The following is a 17,665-nucleotide window of genomic DNA, read 5'->3' as shown; positions in this document are numbered from 1 at the left end:
GGGAATCCGGTTTATTTCACGGTTGAGACTGGATAAGCTGGCTGGCATTTAATCATAAACGAACCGGGGACGTCCCCCATGAGCGCAGTGCAGGCCCTGTTCGCCGATTTCTGGCCCAGTCTGTTGGTACTGGGCCTGGCCAGTGCGGTCCTGTTCGCGGCCAATCGCATCGCTCGCCACAGCCGCCAGGGCACCGACGGAGTCCTCTACCAGCTGCTGAACTGGGCGATCGCCTCTGCGGCAGTACTCGTCGTTGTGATCGTACTGCCCATCTCGGACGACACCCAGGGCCAGATTCTCAGCCTGCTCGGTGTGGTGCTGACAGCGGTGATCGCCCTGTCATCCACCACCTTCGTGTCCAACGCCATGGCCGGAATCATGCTCAAAATGACCACGCCGTTTCGGCCCGGAGACTACGTACGGGTCAACGGCGAGTTCGGCCGGGTGGCCCGTCACTCCCTGATCAACACCCAGATACAGACCGAGTGGCGCGACCTCACCACTCTCCCCAATCTGTACCTGGTGAACAACCCGGTCACCGTGCTGCACCGCGATGGCACCATTATCTCGGCCGAGGTATCTATCGGCTATGACGTGCCTTACACCCAGGTCCAGAAGTTGTTGCTGCTGGCTGTGGAGGAGGCCCAGCTGAGCGAGCCCTTTGTGCTGGTTCAGGAGCTGCTCGATCACGCCGTGGTCTACCGGGCCTGCGGCTTCCTGCCGGAAATGAAGCAGTTACTGACCTCCCGCTCCAACCTGCGCAAGAAAATCCTGGAGCAATTACACGGCAACGGTGTGGAAATCGTCTCTCCCGCGTTCATGAATCAGCGCCAGCTGGACCCCGCCGCCAGGATCATTCCGCAGCAGCCGGTGATGCACGACCGGCAGGCCACCACACCCCACGAACCGGCGCCGGAGGAGAAGATCTTCGATCAGGCCGAGGCGGCGGCCGGCGTAGAGGAACTGCGCCAGCAACGGGAACTGGCACGCCAGGCGGTCAAACGGGAAAAGGCTCACCTTAAAACGGTCCCGGAAGCGGACCGGGACAGGGTGGAACGGGAGCTGGAACGCCTCGAACTGGAAGAGCAGCGCCTGGCAGAGCGCCTGGAACAGCTGGAAAACGCCGAGCCGCGGTAGTAGTTCCTCTAGATATCCACCTCGCTGCGAAACTCCCGCTCCACCTGCTGTTGCAGTTCGTACCGGGCGCTTCCCGTATTGCGCCGCTGGGCCTCGTTCAGGCGCTTCTGGTAACGCTGGCGTCGATAACGGGCCACCAGGGCGGGAAAGCGCTGGGGCTCCTCCTCACCGGCGATCAGCGCTTCGATAAAAGCGATATCGATACCGACCCGATAGGCGATGCGACTGGGGCGAATCTTGTTGGCGTGAAACTCCGCCACGATGTGGATCTGCTTTTCCCGATCGTAATGACACTCCCGCGAATAGCCGTAGGGCGGCGAGGGTGTGCGCGTATCGTTGTGTGTGCTGGATTCGCTCATGCCTTTGTTGTAGCAGTGCCGGCAGGACTTGCCAAGCCAGACCTCCGTTGCTGGTGGATCGGCGCAGATGGCGGCGACCATACCACAAGCCAGCCGGTACGATCAGCACGCGCCCAAAAAGTGTTCGCCGGTTGTGCTGTGTCGCGGGTGCCGTGAGCGGCCCGGGAAGCATTCAACTGCCCCGCCCGCGGACAGATTTTGGCCGGAATTAACCCCGTTTTGCAGTTATTTCGCTACCGGGCCACGACTATACTGGTTGCCCGGCACTACGCTTTCCGACAGGAGAACAGAATAATGAATGCACCACTGACGGTTCAGGAACAGAGCGAAATCGAGGCGCAAATGCAGGCTGTGCTGGAAGCTCAGCGGGCCAGTTATATCGCCGAGGGCAAAGTTGCCGCCGAAACCCGTATCGACCGCCTGGAGCGCGGCATCGACGTCCTGCTGCGCTACCAGGACAGGGTCATTGAAGCCCTGAATGCAGACTTCAGCTGCCGCGCGCGCGAGGTCACCCTGCTCACCGATGTGGCGGCCTCCATCACGCCGATGAAGCACGCCAAAAAACACCTGCGGAAATGGATGAAAGGTGAACGCCGCCCCACCATGTTCCCACTCAACCTGCTGGGTGGCCGCTCCCGGATCGAGTACCAGCCCCTGGGCGTGGTGGGCGTCATCTCGCCCTGGAACTTCCCCGTCAACCTGACCTTCGGGCCCCTGGCCGGGATTCTCGCCGCGGGCAACCGCGCCATGATCAAGCCCTCGGAGTTCACCCCCGCCACTTCGGAAGTGATGGCGGAAATGGTCGGTGAGGCCTGGGACGAAAGCGAGGTCGCCATCTTCACCGGCGGCCCGGAAGTGGGCGTAGCCTTTTCCGGCCTGGCCTTCGACCACCTGCTCTTCACCGGGGCGACCTCTGTCGCCCGCCACATCATGGCCGCCGCCTCACGCAACCTGGTACCAGTGACCCTGGAGCTGGGCGGCAAATCCCCGGTGATCATTTCCCGCAGCGCCGACCTGGAGCAGGCCCTGAGCCGGGTGATGCTCGGCAAGACGCTCAACGCGGGCCAGATCTGCCTGGCCCCCGACTACCTGCTGGTCCCTGAGGAAAAGCTGCACGAGGTCATCGAGGCTGCACAGAAGGCGGTGGCCACTATGTATCCGAAGCTGCTGGACAACCCCCAGTACACGTCGGTGGTGAACGAGCGCCACTACGAGCGCCTGCAAGGTTACCTGAGTGAAGCCGAGGAACGCGGCGTGAAGGTCATTCCGCTGAACCCGGGCAATGAGGACTTTGCCGACCAGCAGGGCACCCGCAAAATCCCCCCCACTCTGGTGCCGGAACCGGCCGACGACCTGAAGGTGATGCAGGAGGAGATTTTCGGGCCCCTGCTGCCGATACGGACCTATCGCGATTTCGAGGAGACGATCGCTTTCGTCAACGCCAACCCCCGGCCTCTGGCAGCCTACTATTTCGGCCAGGATGCGGCGGAAGAGGATGCGGTGCTCTCTCGCACGACGTCGGGCGGTGCCTGTGTGAACGATGTCATCATGCACATCATGCAGGAGGAGCTGCCCTTCGGCGGTGTCGGCCCGAGTGGCATGGGTGCCTATCACGGACACGAAGGCTTCAAGACGTTCAGCCATGCGAAGTCGATCTACAAGCAGGCCAATGCGAATGTCGCCAAGCTGGGTGGGATGTTGCCGCCCTACAACAAGGCGACGGAGAAGACGATCAGGATGCAGGTGAAGAAGTAGCTTCTACTGATCGGTGATCACTGATCAGGGGAGTGGAGCTCACCGTGGTTGGGAGCCCATTTTCCCCAAAGTGTATCGTCCAGCGTTACGAACCAGTGAGTGGCGCCACGGCCACGGGAGGGCCTCACCAGACACGCTGTGGATACGTCCATGTACGCTTCTGCTCGACATCCATGTCTCACAGAGTCTGGTGAGGCCCTCCCGTGTCCATGGCTTCTCTTCAGCCCCCCACGCAGAACCATCACCTTGTACACGCCTGACATGATGCTCTTGGCCAATAGAATCTGAATATCTCATCGACAAGCACGGAGCCGACGACGTGAGGTAAGCCCCGTAGGGACTCTTTGCGACATGGATGTCGCAGAGAAGCCCCCATGGACGGGTTCACGGCGTGTCCCGGAGGGGCTTACCTCGCGGCGTTGGCGGACCACTAGAATCTACTCGAGGCGATCGCAACACCTCTATCCACCGTAAGCACCGTTAAAACAGGCTTGGTTAGTGAATCCGCCCACCAATCGAGATACTGGTACCGATACCTCCACCCCAGCCCCCATGCCCCCAGGAGCTGTACCCCGTGGAAATCCCGATATTCCCGTAGACATGCGGGTCCGAGCAGCCCGACAGGCCGAGCACCAGTGCCGAAAGCAACGCCAGTCGCAGCCAAACCATCACCCGCTTCATAGTGCACCTCCATTGGCACTCACCAGCTCACTGTCATCCCAGGTCTGCAGCGCAATGCCCGCGCCGGAGGGCCCGGCAATCAGCGCCACGCGGCCGCCTGCGGGCCGGTCCGTGGCGGGCACCAGGATGCGCCCGCCCAGGCCTTCGACTTTAGCCAGTACCCGGTCGAGTTCGGCGGCATCCGCCACCCTCAGGTAACTCACCCAGGTGGGCTTGATGTCATCGGCAGGGTTTGTACGCAAGCCCGCTCGCGGCCGGCCCGAGCCGTTCAGCACACCGTAGGTAACCGGCGCTTCGGCGCTTCCGAGTTCGCGTTGTTCGAGTTGGTAACCCAGCGCCCGCTGGTAGAAGGCGCCGGCGCCAGGGGCATCGGCGGCCCACAACTCATCCCACAGGAAATCGCCTGTGGCGGCAGGATGGCTGCCGTCGGCAGGGTCGCCATCGCGGGTTTCCAGCAGGGCGAAGGCGGCGCCTTCGGCGTCGGTCACCACGGCGATATGGCCGCGATCACCGAGGGATGTAGGCGGGGTCAGCACCTTGCCACCCGCGCCGTCGACAGCGGTTACCGCAGCATCGATATCCGCTACCGAGATGACCACCACCCACTGGGAGATATCGTCCCGGGTTGGCAGCTGGTTCTGGTCCACCATGCCGCCGATCAGCCGCCCCCGATGCCGGATCAGGGTGTAGTTGGCAACGCCCAGTGGCAGGTCCTCGAACTCCCAGCCAAACAGGCCGCTGTAGAACGCCTCGGTCTGGGCCGGGGTCTCGCTGAGAAGATCGTGCCAGATCACCTTGCCTGCGAGGTGCCGGCCACTGGGGTCGCCGGACACTCCCGGCAGGCTGAACTGGGTCGTGGCACAGCCGGCCAGTAAGGCCACGCCCAGCGCGCCCGCGCTGGCGAACACTCGCCATCTTCCGGATTTGCTCATCGCCTGTCCTGCCTCCTGGATTGGGTTGCCGCGCCGGCCCGGGGGGGCCTCGAGGCACTGGTATCGATCAAGAACTCGGTAACCAGCATAGTGTAATTGTCACAGATGCGCAGAACGATGCCATACTGGGTGACATCGTTCTCTACCGGTGCGAGGAAACTACAATGAGAAACTGGCGTGTACTGTTGTTGGCAGGTGGCTTGTCGCTTGCGGGCTGTAGCAATGAACCCGGCAGCGAGGGGTGGTGTGAGGACAAGAAGGCCCAGTCCAAGTCCGAGTGGACTGCAGACGATGCTGTCACCTTTGCCAGCCACTGCGTGTTTGAGGGCACCACTGTGGGCTCGGAAGCCTGGTGCGAAGCACTGGCAGAGAAGCCCAAGGGTGACTGGAGCAGCAACGAGGCGGCAGACTACGCCAAGCACTGCGTGTTCTGACCGGCTACAGACCAACTGCCTTCAGCTACAGGCCAGCGCGCCTGCCTGAGGGCATTCATACCCGGGCGCTGGAAGTGCCCGCAAGCTATTGGGAGACCCACATGCCCGGAATGATCCGACGTCTTTTCCTCACCAGCCTCACCGTCCTGGCACTGGCGCTGCCTGCGGTCACTCACGCGGGGCAGACTCTGCAGCGCGTGATTGACTTCAAGACCCTGAAAGTGGGCATGACAGCCGACCAGCCCCCCCTCAACATGCTGAGCCGGGACAAGACGCTGATGGGCTTCGACGTGGATCTGGCCAGGGCGCTGGCCAACGCCATGCGGGTCAAGCTGGAGATCAAGGTGATGCCCTTTGGCGACCTGATGACCTCGCTGGACGACGGCACCATCGACCTGGTGATCTCGGGCATGGCCATTACGCCGGAACGCAGTGAGCAGGCGGCGTTTGTGGGTCCTTACATGATGTCCGGCAAATCGCTGCTGACCCGCGATTCCGTGCTCGCGAAGGTATCGGGCTCGGAGGAGTTCAATCGGGGAGACCTGACTCTGGCGGCCCTGAAAAATTCGACCAGTGCCGACTTCGTGCGGGAGGCTGCACCCGAGGCAGCCCTGATTGAGGTCGACCACTACGACGAGGCGGTCAAGCTCATACTCGATGGCGACGCCGATGGCATGGTGGCCGACATGCCGGTGTGCCGGCTCTCGGTACTGCGCTTTCCCGAACGGGGGCTGGTCACTCTCGACAACCCACTGACGGTGGAGCCGATTGGTATCGCCCTGAACAAGGATGATCGCGAGTTCTTCAATCTGGTGGATAACTATGTCGAGGCCTACACCCGTATCGGCGTACTGACCAAGCTGCGCAAGCAATGGCTCGAAGAAACCAGCTGGCTTGCCGCCCTGCCCTGACCGATGGCCGCCAAGCACTGGCGCGCCGGTCTCCTGGCCCTGCTTCTGCTGGCGGGCGATAAGGCCATGACTGAGCCACGCACGCCGCTGGTTATCGCCCACCGGGGCGCCAGCGGTTACCTGCCGGAGCACACCCTGGCGGCCAAGGCGCTGGCCCACGGCATGGGGGCGGATTTCATCGAGCAGGATGTGGTCCTCACCCGGGATGGCGTGCCCATCGTACTGCATGACATCTACCTGGACGCCACCACCGACGTCGCCAGCCGCTTTCCTGCGCGGGCCCGTAACGACGGCCGCTTCTACGCCATTGATTTCGATCTCAGCGAAATTCGCCAGCTACAGGCACTGGAACGCCTTGAGCCCGACGGCAGCCCGGTGTTTCCGGGCCGCTTTCCCCCGGGGCCGACCGGCTTGGCAGTCCCCACGCTGGCCGAGGAAATCGCCCTGATCAGCGGCCTCAACGCCAGCCGGAGCCGGGAAGCGGGGTTATATATCGAACTCAAGGCACCGCGCTTCCACCGCCGTGAAGGCCAGGATATCGCCGTGCGCATCCTCGAGGTGCTTGCCGCCAGCGGTTACGCTGAACGTTCCGATGCGGTTTTCCTGCAGTGCTTTGACGACGCCACCCTGCGCTATCTGCGGGAAGACCTGAAGACGCCCCTGCCCCTGATTCAATTGATCGCCGACAACAGCTGGGGCGAAGACAGTGAGGTGGATTACGCCCATCTCCAGACCGACCAGGGTCTGGCAGAAATTGCCCGCTATGCGGATGGTATCGGCCCCTGGCTGATGCAGATCTACCAGGGCCCGGGCCCCGACGGTGAACCCCGGTTTACCGACCTGGTGGCACGCGCCCACGCCCGGCAACTGGCAGTCCACCCCTATACCTTTCGCCGCGACCAGCTGCCACCGGGCATCGCGAGTTTTGAGCGCCTGCTGGAATTGTTTATCGAAGAGCTGGGCGTAGACGGCCTGTTCACGGATTTTCCCGACCTGGCCCGGGAACATATCGACCGGATCGACAAAACCCGCTAATCCGAATCCCTCCGGCGGACACCACCGTGAAGCCACTGCCTCTGGCGATCAGGCGTCGAACAGGGCATTATTCTCTCCTGACAGCTGACATGTTCACGCGCAACCCCTACAAATCCTACAAGCGCGTGTACGTTCCCGAATTCGCCGCCCCCGCACATAAAGGACAGGAGTGTGACACCCAAGGTTAATCGCCGCACCAAGATTGTGGCGACGATCGGCCCCGGCAGTGAGTCGGAGACCATGCTGGCCAAACTGATTGCCGCCGGAGTGAATGTCTTCCGGCTCAACTTCAGTCACGGCTCCGCTGAACACCATGCCGAGGTTGCCCGGCGCATCCGCAAACGGGCCGCTGCAGCGGGCCAGTATGTCGGTATCCTCGCGGACCTGCAGGGCCCCAAGATCCGTATCAGCACCTTTCGCGATGGCGCCGTAGACCTCGCGGCGGGCGATCGCTTCTCGCTGGACCTGAACATTCCCGAGGGAGAGGGCAACGCCCAGGGAGTGGGGCTGGACTACCGCGAACTGTGCGACAACGTGCGGCCGGGCGATACCCTGCTGCTGGACGATGGCCGCCTGCGCATGCAGGTGGATGCCGTCGCCAGTGGCGTCGTGGAATGCACCGTGACCCAGGGAGGCAAGCTCAGCTCTCGCAAAGGCATCAATCGTCTTGGCGGGGGCCTGGCCGCTCCAGCCCTGACTAGCAAGGATATCGCTGATATCGACAGCCTCGCCCAGGTGAAACCGGACTTCGTGGCTGTGTCATTTGTCTCCAGCGCCGCAGATATCTACCAGACCCGGGACCTGCTGGCGCAACACAACCTGAGCCCGGCAATTATCGCCAAGATCGAGCGCGCCGAAGTGGTCGCCGACGAAGAGACCCTCAACCACATCCTCGAAGCGGGCTTCGGCATCATGGTCGCCCGGGGTGACCTGGGCGTGGAGGTGGGCGACGCCCAGCTCATCGGCATCCAGAAGGACCTGATCTCCCGGGCCCGCAAAGCGGACAGGGTGGTGATTACCGCCACCCAGATGATGGAATCCATGATCAGCAATCCACTCCCGACCCGGGCCGAAGTATTTGACGTGGCCAACGCCGTACTGGACGGCACTGACGCCGTCATGCTCTCAGCGGAGACGGCGGTCGGCAGCTTCCCTGTGGAAGTGGTGAGCGCAATGGCCGATGCCGCCCTCGGCGCCGAACGCCACCCGGTTGCGCGCACCTCGCGCTATCGCCTCGACCGGCAGTTCTCCAGCGCCCAGGAAACCATCGCCATGTCGGCGATCTACGCCGCCAATCACTACCCCAATGTGCGCGGCATCGCCTGCCTGACTGAGTCGGGTACTACCCCACGGCTGATGTCCCGACTCAGCTCCGGGCTGCCTATTTTCGCGCTCAGCAGTCACAGCGAAACCCTGCAGAAGCTGAGCCTGTGCCGGGGTGTGGTACCGCTTTACTTCGACGCCGAGGCCTTCGGCCAGGAAGAGATCGAGACCAGCGCCATCGAGTTTCTCCGCGGCGAGGGCTACCTCCAGGGGGGAGACTCCATCCTGTTGACCTTCGGGATGGTGATGGGTCACCCGGGTGCCACCAATATCATGAAAATTCTGCCGGTCACATGAGCAGTCAATGGAACGAGGGCACCCGCCTGGTTGCCGATATCGGCGGCACCAATTCGCGGCTCGCACTGTACGATGCCAGTCGCGACGAGTATCGCGCCCTGCGCACCTATATCAACCGCGACCACGCCCGATTTGAGGATGTTATTGCCAACTGGCTGGACCAGCTCAATGAGCCGCCGCCGCTGGCGGCATGCTTTGCGATCGCGGCGCCACTCGAGGGCGACCGTGTTCACATGATCAACATGGACTGGTCTTTCTCCCGCAGCGAACTGACTTCCCGCTTCAACTTCACCACCTCGGGCTGGATCAACGATTTCGAAGGCAATGCCTACGCACTGCCCCACCTTCGGGAAAACGACCGGCAGCTGCTATACCCGGGGCGACCCGGCACCTCCCGGCGCCTGGCGGTGGTCGGCCCGGGCACGGGGCTCGGCGGCGCCACCGTAGAGTTGATCCGTGGTGGCTACCACGCCACGGCGTGCGAGCCGGGACACATGAGCCTGTCACCCAATACCGCAGAGGAACTGGAGCTGTTTCGGCTGCTGCTGGCTCGCCATGACAATATATTTACCGAGTTGCTGGTCTCCGGCCCCGGCCTGCAAAGGCTCTACCAATCCCTGGCGGAACTGCGGGATACCGCGCCCGAGGCCCTGTCACCGGCCGATATTTCCCAGCGCGCTCTCAGCGGTGAGGACCCCCTGTGCCGGGATGCGCTGGTCCATTTCTGCAACCTGCTTGGCTCCACCTGCGGCGACTTCGTGCTGGCCACAGGCAGTTACGGCGGCTTGTTCCTGGCCGGTGGCATACTGCCGCGATTAGTCGGATTCCTCGAGAACAGCCAGTTCCTGGCCCGCTTCCAGCACAAGGGAGCAATGACCGAGCATCTCCAGGGCGTTCCAATCTACCTGATCACCACCGCCCAGCCCGGACTCATCGGTGCCGCCCACGCCCCACTAGGCTGACGGCTGCGCAAAGCGAACCCGCGCAACGAACCCCCTACCGTCCTGCCCCGCCCCGGTCGACAATTGCGCCCTGTGCAGCGCGGCGACCCGTTCGACAATCGACAGGCCGAGGCCAGCACCGGAACCCGGGCTGCCGGGAACCCGGAAAAAGCGCTGTGCCAGCCGCTCGAATTCATCGTCTGACAACGGCTCGCAATCGTTACTGATGCGCAACTCCACCTCGCCCGAGTCCATCGTCGCCAGGGCCACCACGACTTCACTGCCCTGGCTTGCATAGCGCAACGCATTGGTCAGCAGGTTTCGCAGCAGGATGGACAGCGCCTCACGGCTGCCCGTCATCGAAACCGGCTCCACTCCTTCGGTGTTGATACCAAGCTGTCGCTCCGGCGCCAGGTGAGCCGTTTCCGCCACGACTTCCCGCACCAGGTGCTCCAGGTTCACCCGCTCGGTCTCTTGCGGACGATCCGGGTCAAGACGAGCCAGGGTCAACAACTGCTCCACCGTGTGATGGGCACGATCGACTCGCGCGGCGATCCGGTCAAGCATCCCCCGTGCCTTGTCGTCCTCCAGCAGGCGCTGGCACAGCTGGACTTCGGCCTTGATGGCCGCCAGCGGCGTTGTCAGCTCATGGGCGGCGTTGGCGGTAAACCGCTGCTCGCTTTCCAGCGCTGTCGCCAATCGCTCCAGCAGTGCGTTGAGCGCCGCGATGACCGGCTTGACCTCTATCGGTACCGCCCTCACCTGCACCGGCTCCAGAGCCTGGGGGCTGCGCCGACCGATCTGTTCGGTCAGTAGCCGCAAAGGCCGCAGGCCCCGCTGCACGCCGAAGTAGAGGATCACCAGGGTCAGCGGCACAATGATCAGGAGGGGAAACAACACCCGGGCCAGGGTGCCCAGCATGGACCAGCGAGCCTGATCCATGTCGATGCCCACCACAATCCACAGGCCGACTTCCGGGTCCAACCGGCTGTAAAGTCGCCAGTGGCTACCGTCGTGCCCCAGCCGGCGGAAGGAAAACCCGGGCTGCTCCGGCATCGGAAATCGGGGGGAGTCCTCGAACACCGCCAGCAGGCGACCGTCCAGCCAGACATTGAGCGCAGGAGCCACCTCGTTTTCAACGCCTCCGGCACCATCCATTACCAGCGGTTCACTGTGTTGCGCCCGCAGGTGCTCGTCCAGCCAGGGTTCCGGCAGCGGCAGGCCGGCATCGAGTTGACGCTCGAACACGTCGGAAATATAGCTCACCAGGCCCGCATACTGCTCCAACTGGCGATCCACCTGCGCCACCAGCACCCGGCCTGCGTAAAATACCGTGACCACTGCAGAACCTATCCAGGAGAACAGGATCAGGCCCAGCAGAATCCAGGTAAGTCGACGTCGCAGCGAGCGCATCAGCGGTTCATCCGGTAGCCGACTCCGCGCATGGTTTCGATACTGTCACTGCCAAATCGTTTCCGCAGCCGGGAAACATAGACTTCGACGGTATTGGACCCCACCTCTTCCCCCCAGCTGTAGATACCCTCTTCCAGCCGCGCCCGGGACACGAAACGGCCGGCGTTACGCACAAGAATTTCCAGAATGGCGAACTCCCGGGCAGTGAGAGAGACAGGCTCCCCGGCAAACTCGACATGACGGTTCACCGGGTCCATCTGGATACCCGCCGCCTCGAGTTGCTGGCTGCGCAGGCTGGACTCTCGCCGCAGCAGTGAGCGCAGCCGGGCGAACAGTTCATCCAGTTCGAAAGGTTTGGCCAGGTAGTCATCTGCGCCACTGTCCAGGCCGTCGACCTTGTCTGCCAGGGTATTGCGGGCGGTGAGCAGCAGCACCGGAAGGCGGTGCTTGTCGGCGCGCAACTGGCGCAGCACCTGCATCCCCGGAACCCCCGGCAGGCCGAGGTCCAGAACCAACAGGTCGTAGGGTGTCGCGCTCAGTGTCGAGCGCACCGGCTCCCCGGAGGTGAGCCAGTCCACCGCATAACCCTCCAGGCGCAGGGCCGCTTCCAGAGACTCACCCAGTTGCTGGTCATCTTCTACAAGCAGTACGCGCACAAGGTCCTCGATGGTATCCAATAACGACGGGCAGTCTCTCCCTCACAGATGAAGCCGGGCTGAAGCTGGCCAGAAAATCCGCAATATTCCCAAAATAAGTACTGGCCATGCTTCTGGACGGTTCGCACAGCAGTGATACACTCAAAGATGCTGAGTGATCAGCGGTATTTATGCATGCGGTCGAAGTTCCCAAAGTTCCTCGGTTCGTTGATCATAAATAATGACTAATCCCGGCATCCACAGGAATGCCAACGTAATACAGGTAATACATATGGCTACAGAAACCGGCACCGTAAAGTGGTTCAACGAAACCAAGGGCTTCGGCTTTATCGAGCGCGAGAACGGCCCTGACGTTTTCGTTCACTTCAGTGCCATCCAGGGGGATGGTTTCAAAACCCTGGCAGACGGCCAAAAGGTCGAGTTCAACGTGACTGACGGACAGAAAGGCCCCCAGGCTGAGAATGTTGTCGCTATCTAAGCGGATCGCACCCACGATCCCATAAAAAAAGGAGCCTCACGGCTCCTTTTTTTCGTTCAGCTAACGGGATGGCTGGATATCAGCCACCGTCCGCAAGCTTCTTCTGACGATCCAGTTCGGAATCCATGTACTTGATCCATTGACTCGCGAACTTCTCGGAGCGCTTGTCGCGGCCCGCGGCCTGGAAGGCCTCCCGCGCCTTGGCGTACTGCTTCTTCTCGAAGTAGGCCATGCCCAGCACCAGGCGAGCATTGTCGGGGCGTTTAACACCACCGCGCTGCAGGCCCTTGTTGATGGCGTCGATGGCCTGGTCGTACTGCTCACCGTCGAGGTAGATATTCCCAAGACGTGCGTACAACTCGCCGTCGTCTGACTTGGCTGCGGCCTGCTCCATCGCGGGGATGGCCTTGTCCACTTCCTGAGCCTGACGGAAGGCGTTACCAAGAATTTCATAGTTCTTGGAGGTCGGGTCGATGCTCTCGTTCTTGAGACCTTTGTCGATCACCTTCGCCGCCTTCCAGGGCACCTCACCATTCAGGTAGAGATAGGCCATGGTGACCTGTTCGGTACCGTTGGCAAGCAGATCCTGGACGTAAGCAGTTTCCATCGCTGCAAGTTGCACAGACTCTTTCTTCTGCTCGCCGTACATGTGCGACAGCTGAACCCAGTAGTCCTTCTTCGGGTAGTGGGTCAGCAGCTCTTCGAGAACAGCGACGGCATTGTTGACGTCGTTCTTGTCGAAGTAGAGGAAGCGAGCCAGGTTCAGCCACTGCTCTTTGGGAATCTTGCCATCGGCACGGTACATGTCGATCGCTTTGTTCACATTGGCCAGCGACTGGTCGTAGTCCTTGATCTGGTAGTAACCCTGGGCCAGCAGCACGTAGGCGTTGGCGTTGGGGGTATCCGTCATCTCGAACCACGCCTTCAGGGCGGTGATACCCTTTTGCCACTGCTCCTGCACGAAGTACAGCTGAGCTACGGTGTAACGGGTGTTGATCTCCATGGCCAGCGGGATATCGGGCTGCTTGATCACGTTTTCGTAGGCCTGCAGGGCCTTGTCGTAATCTTCCCGCGAGTAGTGGATGAACGCGTACAGGTTGTACACGTTGGCCAGCTCGTAGGAGTTCAGCTCGTTATCACGGCGGCCCGCCAGCATCTCGTCGAGAACTTTGGCGGCAGTGTTGAAATCCTGGGCTTCCGCGGCCGTCTGGGCCTCGGCCAGTTTCTCATACACCTTGTTGCGCAGAGCGGGCGTCTTACGCGTTTCACGCGTATCGGCCTGCTTTTCCTGGGCCACGGCTGCAGCCAGTGGCACAAACCCCAGATCGGCCTGCAATTGGGAAACAGCGACCTGGGCTGCGACCACGGGTACCGCCAACAGAGCGGACCGAAGCCAGGTTTGGGGGTTAGACATTTTCATAACGCTTCAACCGTTCTACTGTTCCAGCTCGTAGGTGAACTTGTTCTGTACACCCGCCACTTCGATAGCTTCGCCATCCACCACGCGGGGCTTGTACTTGAACTTCTCGGCGGCCTTGACCGACGCGCGTTCGAAAACCCCTGAGGGCTGGCAGTCCACCGGGCGCGGGTCGCGGATGGAACCGGACTTGGTCACCGTGTATTCCACGATGCAGTAACCGGTGATACCGCGGGTCTGCGCACGACGGGGGTAAATCGGGGCGACCTTCACGATGGGCAGGTACTCACCGTCAGTTGCCGCCATCCCGCTGGAGCTGATTTCGATGGCCACTTCCTGGGCCGGGGCGGTGTTAACCACGTCCGTGTCCATGTCCATGTCCATGTCGGGTGTATCCAGATCCGGCGGCGGCTCCTCGGGATCCTCTACCTTGTCGGGCTTCTTCTCAGTACGCTGAGTTTCGATCTCGCGTTCGGGCATGTGGATATCAGCCAGCTTGCGCTGCTTGGTATCGTCGATTTCCGGATCGGCGGAAGCGATCAGGTACTGCATAATGAAGAAGAGACCGCCAGCGACGGGGATTGCGAGTAGCGCCCCAAAAATCAGTCTGACTAGATTTCGACTCATAATGAATTACTACTTGTCTTCTGTGGCCAGAGACACGTCATACACACCGGCTTCACGCGCGGCATCCAGAACTCCGGTCACTGTCTTGGTGTTGGATTCATTGTCGGCCTGAATGACGACGGCGCCCTTGGGGTTCTCGGCGTGGAGACGCTCGATGTTCGCCCGTACGGCACGGACATCGATACGACGCTGATCCATCCAGATTTCATTGGTAGCGGTAATGGCCACCAGGATGTTCACGTTCTCCTTGGGCTGGGCCGTGGAGGCCTCGGGGCGGTTGACCTCGACACCGGCTTCCTTGATGAAGGAAGCGGTGACGATGAAGAAGATCAACATGATGAACACGACGTCCAGCATGGGCGTCAAGTCGATCTGGGCTTCGTCTTCCGCAGCTGCTTGATTGTTCCTGCGCATTGGCTTTGCTCTCTCAGTGATCGGTGGTCAGGTTGTCTTCCAGGAACGCGTTTTCACGCTGGGCAACACGGGTGACGTAGGTATTGGCAAATACCCCCGACAGGGCGGCAACCATGCCCGCCATGGTGGGGATAGTGGCCCGCGATACACCGCCGGCCATGGACTTGGCGTCACCACCACCGGTAACCGCCATAATGTTGAATACCTCGATCATCCCGGTCACTGTTCCCAACAACCCGAGCAGGGGGCACAGGGCCACCATGGTTTTGATAACAGGCAGATACTGGTTGATTTGCATCTGCGCTTCGGAAATGAGCTTTTCGCGAATCCGGTGAGCGGCCCAGGACTTACGTTCCGGGCGCGCCTCCCAGGCGGAAATGGCTTTCGCCACGTCTTTCTTCCACCCGGCTTTAAAGTACCAGACTCGTTCGAAAATCAGCGCCCACATCACGAATAGCAGGATGGCGATCAGCCAGAGTACGTTGCCGCCCATATCCATGAAGCGGGCAACGGCCTCGTAAGCACTATCGAACCAGACCATATCAGTTACCTCGGCTGCCCTCGGTGTGCTCCGCGATGATGCCGGTGCTCTGCTCGTTCAGCACGTGGATGATGCGCTGGGCGCGGCCATTCACGATGGTGTGCAGCAGCACGGTCGGGATCGCAACCAACAGACCCAGTACGGTGGTTACCAGAGCGCCGGAAATACCGCCAGCCATGGCCTTGGGATCGCCCGCACCGAAGATGGTGATGGCCTGGAAGGTAATGATCATACCGGTCACCGTACCCAGCAGACCCATCAGCGGGGCTACCGCGGAGATGATCTTCAACAGGGTAAGACCACTTTCCAGTTTCGGAGTTTCCTTGAGGATCTGCTCGTCGAGCTTCAGCTCCAGGGTTTCGGTGTCCATGCTGGGGTTCTCTTCGTGTACTTTCAGTACGCGGCCCAGCGGGTTGTTGGTGTTGGCCTTGTCGGATTTGAGCTGGCTGCTAACTTTCGCGCTCACGCCGGTCAGGACAATCAGGCGCCAGATGGCCAGCAGGAAGCCGAAGACACCCACCGCGGTGATCGCGTAGCCAACATAGCCGCCCTGGTGCCAGCGCTCTTCCAGGTTGGGGCTGTTAATCAGAGCCGCCAGGAAGGAGCCGCCAGTCGGGCCGGTCGGGTCAACACCAAACTTGTGGAAGCCTTCGCCACCGGTGGAAGCCACCAGCTCTTTGGCCCAACCCTGGTAAGGACCACCCGGCTGACGGGACAGTTCTTCCAGAGAACCCTTGGCCGGTACGTACTGCAGGTACTTACCTTCTTCGGAAACCACGTTGAACAGACCAATACGGGTAACCTGCTGCTCGACCTTGTCACCGTTGGGCTTGGCCACTTCGGTGCTGAAGGTGACAACCTTGCCGGATTCGATCATTTCACGCTGCAGCTCGTACCACACGCGCTCGATCTCTTCGATGCTCGGCAGCTTGTCGCTGTCGCTCATCTTCTTGATCAGGGAGTCCAGGAACTCTTCACGGTTCGGGTACTGGGCGCTGGTCAGCGAGTTGTTCAGGTTGGAGGACAGGTCTCCAGCGGTAGAAGTCAGGTGACCGAACAGCTCGGCGAGGGTACCGAGACGCTCTTTCAGGACCTGCTGCTTGTCCTGTACCAGCAGTTCGTTTTCTTCGAACTTGGCTTCCAGGTCAGAGGACAGCTGCTCCTGGCGGGTGCGCTCGTTCTCGGCCTGCTTGAGCATGTTGGCCTGCTCGGCTTTGGCCTGGGCGAAACGCTGCTCGCGGGCACTGTTTTCCTTGGCCTCGGTTACCTGGCCTTTCTTGACGAAGTCCAGCAACTGGTCCAGAGACTGGGCTTCCTGCGCCAGGGCGGAGCCGGCGGACAGGGTCAGCGCTCCGCTCAATGCTACGGCGGCGGCCTTTACAAACTTGAATTTCATTACTGGGCCTCCGGCGCTTCAACGGGCAGGTTCATCAGGTCGATCGATGCTTCTTTACGGGCAATGCGCAGGCCTTTCATGATGGCGTTGCGGTACTCGCCGCTGTCCAGGGAAACCCAGGAACGGCTGGCCTGATCCCAGGCACCGGAAACTTCGGTATCGGTAGTCTGGTAGAGCAGGGCGATACGGCCCACGCGGAAGAAGTTCACGTCACGCTCTACGCCGTCGATCTCAACACTGCCTTTGTAGGCGTCGAGTTTACGGCCGTACTCGGCTTCGATTTTGTAAGCCTCGAGTACCTGACGGAATTTCTCAGCCACGCTGACATCGGAACGGTCGAGGTTGGCGCGGAGGAAAGCAATGCGCTGGCTGCGCTCTTCCATGTGGAAGGGCACGTCCAGCTCAACGAACTTTTCCAGGCCGTCGATCATGCGGATGACCAGCGGGGTCATCTGGCGCTGAATGACGGTAACCTGGGCGATAGACTCATCGATATCACCGATGCGGGCGACCTGGTTGTCGATCTGCTTCTGCAGACGGGCGTTGTAGACCTTCAGGCCGTCGATCTGCTTGTTGACCGTTTTGTAGTCGTTCAGCAGGTCGCGAGTTTCATCGGCGAGGCGGTCGATCTTCTGCTGCGACTTACGCGCAGCATCGTTCTTGGCTTCGCCCACCTCGAGAATGGAGTCCAGTGTATTGGCTTGCACGGCTGCTACAGAACCGAGAACGGCCCCTGTAGAAACCATGGCAGCGATCAATACATTCTTGAATCGATGCATAGTCATGGGAGTTGTGCTTCCTTCCAACAGAGTGAATCAGAGCTGAGTGAAATGGTGACTCGGTACTTCTATATAGTGGAAAAGTGAGAGTCGGTAAACCGAGGTGCAGAATTTAAACCCAACACCCCTCCTTTTTCAA

General features: G+C 61.1%; 19 protein-coding genes. 8 read left to right on the top strand and 11 right to left on the bottom strand.

Annotated features, from left to right (window positions below):
- The first annotated feature begins 78 nt into the window (after window positions 1-78).
- A complete protein-coding gene (locus FV139_RS10065; RefSeq protein ID WP_148068302.1) occupies window positions 79-1,137 on the top strand; it encodes a mechanosensitive ion channel family protein in 1,059 nt (352 codons plus the stop codon).
- Window positions 1,138-1,145: 8 nt separating this feature from the next.
- Here FV139_RS10065 and FV139_RS10060 read toward each other — a convergent pair whose 3' ends face one another.
- Window positions 1,146-1,577 (bottom strand): hypothetical protein, encoded by a 432-nt coding sequence (locus FV139_RS10060; protein ID WP_235898613.1) that lies wholly within the window; start codon window positions 1,575-1,577, stop codon window positions 1,146-1,148.
- 213 nt (window positions 1,578-1,790) lie between these two features.
- Here FV139_RS10060 and FV139_RS10055 point away from each other — a divergent pair, with 213 nt between their 5' ends.
- Window positions 1,791-3,251, top strand: a complete 1,461-nt coding sequence (locus tag FV139_RS10055) for a coniferyl aldehyde dehydrogenase (RefSeq protein ID WP_148068301.1) — start codon at window positions 1,791-1,793, stop codon at window positions 3,249-3,251.
- A gap of 495 nt (window positions 3,252-3,746) precedes the next feature.
- On the opposite strand, the gene FV139_RS10050 is transcribed toward FV139_RS10055, so the two are convergent.
- Both FV139_RS10050 and FV139_RS10045 read right to left on the bottom strand, forming a co-directional pair.
- Window positions 3,747-3,932, bottom strand: coding sequence for a hypothetical protein (locus tag FV139_RS10050; RefSeq protein WP_148068300.1), 186 nt, complete (start codon window positions 3,930-3,932; stop codon window positions 3,747-3,749).
- Window positions 3,929-4,864, bottom strand: a complete 936-nt coding sequence (locus FV139_RS10045) for a VOC family protein (RefSeq protein ID WP_148068299.1) — start codon at window positions 4,862-4,864, stop codon at window positions 3,929-3,931. The genes FV139_RS10050 and FV139_RS10045 overlap by 4 nt, the downstream gene beginning before the upstream one ends.
- Before the next feature lie 164 nt (window positions 4,865-5,028).
- Here FV139_RS10045 and FV139_RS21230 point away from each other — a divergent pair, with 164 nt between their 5' ends.
- The 5 genes from FV139_RS21230 to glk all read left to right on the top strand — a co-directional run bounded on the left by FV139_RS21230 (window position 5,029) and on the right by glk (window position 9,826).
- Window positions 5,029-5,298, top strand: coding sequence for a DUF3012 domain-containing protein (locus tag FV139_RS21230; protein WP_148068298.1), 270 nt, complete (start codon window positions 5,029-5,031; stop codon window positions 5,296-5,298).
- 101 nt (window positions 5,299-5,399) lie between these two features.
- Window positions 5,400-6,209 carry a transporter substrate-binding domain-containing protein gene (locus FV139_RS10035; protein WP_235898612.1) on the top strand — a complete coding sequence of 270 codons (810 nt, stop codon included), beginning with the start codon at window positions 5,400-5,402 and terminating at the stop codon, window positions 6,207-6,209.
- Between the two features lie 3 nt (window positions 6,210-6,212).
- Entirely contained in the window at window positions 6,213-7,244 is a 1,032-nt protein-coding gene (glpQ, locus tag FV139_RS10030; RefSeq protein ID WP_148068297.1) for a glycerophosphodiester phosphodiesterase, read from the top strand.
- A 171-nt stretch (window positions 7,245-7,415) separates the two neighbouring features.
- Window positions 7,416-8,864, top strand: a complete 1,449-nt coding sequence (gene pyk / locus FV139_RS10025; protein ID WP_148068296.1) for a pyruvate kinase — start codon at window positions 7,416-7,418, stop codon at window positions 8,862-8,864.
- Window positions 8,861-9,826 carry a glucokinase gene (gene glk / locus FV139_RS10020; RefSeq protein ID WP_148068295.1) on the top strand — a complete coding sequence of 322 codons (966 nt, stop codon included), beginning with the start codon at window positions 8,861-8,863 and terminating at the stop codon, window positions 9,824-9,826. The genes pyk and glk overlap by 4 nt, the downstream gene beginning before the upstream one ends.
- Here the strand turns inward: glk and FV139_RS10015 are convergent.
- Both FV139_RS10015 and FV139_RS10010 read right to left on the bottom strand, forming a co-directional pair.
- On the bottom strand, window positions 9,818-11,218 hold the full coding sequence (locus tag FV139_RS10015) for an ATP-binding protein (protein ID WP_148068294.1): 1,401 nt from the start codon (window positions 11,216-11,218) through the stop codon (window positions 9,818-9,820). The genes glk and FV139_RS10015 overlap by 9 nt on opposite strands.
- Entirely contained in the window at window positions 11,218-11,874 is a 657-nt protein-coding gene (locus tag FV139_RS10010; protein ID WP_187276474.1) for a response regulator, read from the bottom strand. Before FV139_RS10010 ends, FV139_RS10015 begins: the two co-directional genes overlap by 1 nt.
- A 271-nt stretch (window positions 11,875-12,145) precedes the next feature.
- Between FV139_RS10010 and cspE the strand changes: the two genes are divergently transcribed.
- The gene (gene cspE / locus FV139_RS10005; RefSeq protein ID WP_148068293.1) at window positions 12,146-12,352 is read left to right on the top strand and encodes a transcription antiterminator/RNA stability regulator CspE; all 207 of its coding nucleotides are present in this window, start codon (window positions 12,146-12,148) and stop codon (window positions 12,350-12,352) included.
- A gap of 79 nt (window positions 12,353-12,431) precedes the next feature.
- On the opposite strand, the gene FV139_RS10000 is transcribed toward cspE, so the two are convergent.
- From FV139_RS10000 to FV139_RS09975, 6 genes are read right to left on the bottom strand one after another with little or no spacing between them, the layout of a single operon-like run.
- Window positions 12,432-13,766, bottom strand: coding sequence for a tetratricopeptide repeat protein (locus FV139_RS10000; RefSeq protein ID WP_328592280.1), 1,335 nt, complete (start codon window positions 13,764-13,766; stop codon window positions 12,432-12,434).
- Window positions 13,767-13,787: 21 nt separating this feature from the next.
- Entirely contained in the window at window positions 13,788-14,396 is a 609-nt protein-coding gene (locus tag FV139_RS09995; protein ID WP_148068291.1) for an energy transducer TonB, read from the bottom strand.
- A 9-nt stretch (window positions 14,397-14,405) separates the two neighbouring features.
- Window positions 14,406-14,810 (bottom strand): ExbD/TolR family protein, encoded by a 405-nt coding sequence (locus FV139_RS09990; RefSeq protein ID WP_148068290.1) that lies wholly within the window; start codon window positions 14,808-14,810, stop codon window positions 14,406-14,408.
- 13 nt (window positions 14,811-14,823) lie between these two features.
- The gene (locus FV139_RS09985) at window positions 14,824-15,351 is read right to left on the bottom strand and encodes a MotA/TolQ/ExbB proton channel family protein (protein WP_148068289.1); all 528 of its coding nucleotides are present in this window, start codon (window positions 15,349-15,351) and stop codon (window positions 14,824-14,826) included.
- A 1-nt stretch (window position 15,352) separates the two neighbouring features.
- Complete coding sequence (locus FV139_RS09980) at window positions 15,353-16,747, bottom strand: MotA/TolQ/ExbB proton channel family protein (protein WP_148068288.1); 1,395 nt, start codon at window positions 16,745-16,747, stop codon at window positions 15,353-15,355.
- Window positions 16,747-17,532, bottom strand: a complete 786-nt coding sequence (locus FV139_RS09975) for a DUF3450 domain-containing protein (protein ID WP_148068287.1) — start codon at window positions 17,530-17,532, stop codon at window positions 16,747-16,749. Before FV139_RS09975 ends, FV139_RS09980 begins: the two co-directional genes overlap by 1 nt.
- Window positions 17,533-17,665 lie beyond the last annotated feature (133 nt).

Origin of the sequence: Parahaliea maris (genome assembly GCF_008064665.1) — a bacterium.
GTDB lineage: Bacteria > Pseudomonadota > Gammaproteobacteria > Pseudomonadales > Halieaceae > Parahaliea > Parahaliea maris.
This window is presented reverse-complemented; position numbering and strand designations above follow the sequence as displayed.

Bases quoted from the DNA above. Each gene is read 5' to 3' on its own strand.
- FV139_RS10065 (WP_148068302.1), top strand. From the start codon at position 79: ATGAGCGCAGTGCAGGCCCTGTTCGCCGATTTCTGGCCCAGTCTGTTG.
- FV139_RS10060 (WP_235898613.1), bottom strand. From the start codon at position 1,577: ATGGTCGCCGCCATCTGCGCCGATCCACCAGCAACGGAGGTCTGGCTT.
- FV139_RS10055 (WP_148068301.1), top strand. From the start codon at position 1,791: ATGAATGCACCACTGACGGTTCAGGAACAGAGCGAAATCGAGGCGCAA.
- FV139_RS10050 (WP_148068300.1), bottom strand. From the start codon at position 3,932: ATGAAGCGGGTGATGGTTTGGCTGCGACTGGCGTTGCTTTCGGCACTG.
- FV139_RS10045 (WP_148068299.1), bottom strand. From the start codon at position 4,864: ATGAGCAAATCCGGAAGATGGCGAGTGTTCGCCAGCGCGGGCGCGCTG.
- FV139_RS21230 (WP_148068298.1), top strand. From the start codon at position 5,029: ATGAGAAACTGGCGTGTACTGTTGTTGGCAGGTGGCTTGTCGCTTGCG.
- FV139_RS10035 (WP_235898612.1), top strand. From the start codon at position 5,400: ATGCCCGGAATGATCCGACGTCTTTTCCTCACCAGCCTCACCGTCCTG.
- glpQ (WP_148068297.1), top strand. From the start codon at position 6,213: ATGGCCGCCAAGCACTGGCGCGCCGGTCTCCTGGCCCTGCTTCTGCTG.
- glk (WP_148068295.1), top strand. From the start codon at position 8,861: ATGAGCAGTCAATGGAACGAGGGCACCCGCCTGGTTGCCGATATCGGC.
- FV139_RS10015 (WP_148068294.1), bottom strand. From the start codon at position 11,218: ATGCGCTCGCTGCGACGTCGACTTACCTGGATTCTGCTGGGCCTGATC.
- cspE (WP_148068293.1), top strand. From the start codon at position 12,146: ATGGCTACAGAAACCGGCACCGTAAAGTGGTTCAACGAAACCAAGGGC.
- FV139_RS10000 (WP_328592280.1), bottom strand. From the start codon at position 13,766: ATGTCTAACCCCCAAACCTGGCTTCGGTCCGCTCTGTTGGCGGTACCC.
- FV139_RS09995 (WP_148068291.1), bottom strand. From the start codon at position 14,396: ATGAGTCGAAATCTAGTCAGACTGATTTTTGGGGCGCTACTCGCAATC.
- FV139_RS09990 (WP_148068290.1), bottom strand. From the start codon at position 14,810: ATGCGCAGGAACAATCAAGCAGCTGCGGAAGACGAAGCCCAGATCGAC.
- FV139_RS09985 (WP_148068289.1), bottom strand. From the start codon at position 15,351: ATGGTCTGGTTCGATAGTGCTTACGAGGCCGTTGCCCGCTTCATGGAT.
- FV139_RS09980 (WP_148068288.1), bottom strand. From the start codon at position 16,747: ATGAAATTCAAGTTTGTAAAGGCCGCCGCCGTAGCATTGAGCGGAGCG.
- FV139_RS09975 (WP_148068287.1), bottom strand. From the start codon at position 17,532: ATGACTATGCATCGATTCAAGAATGTATTGATCGCTGCCATGGTTTCT.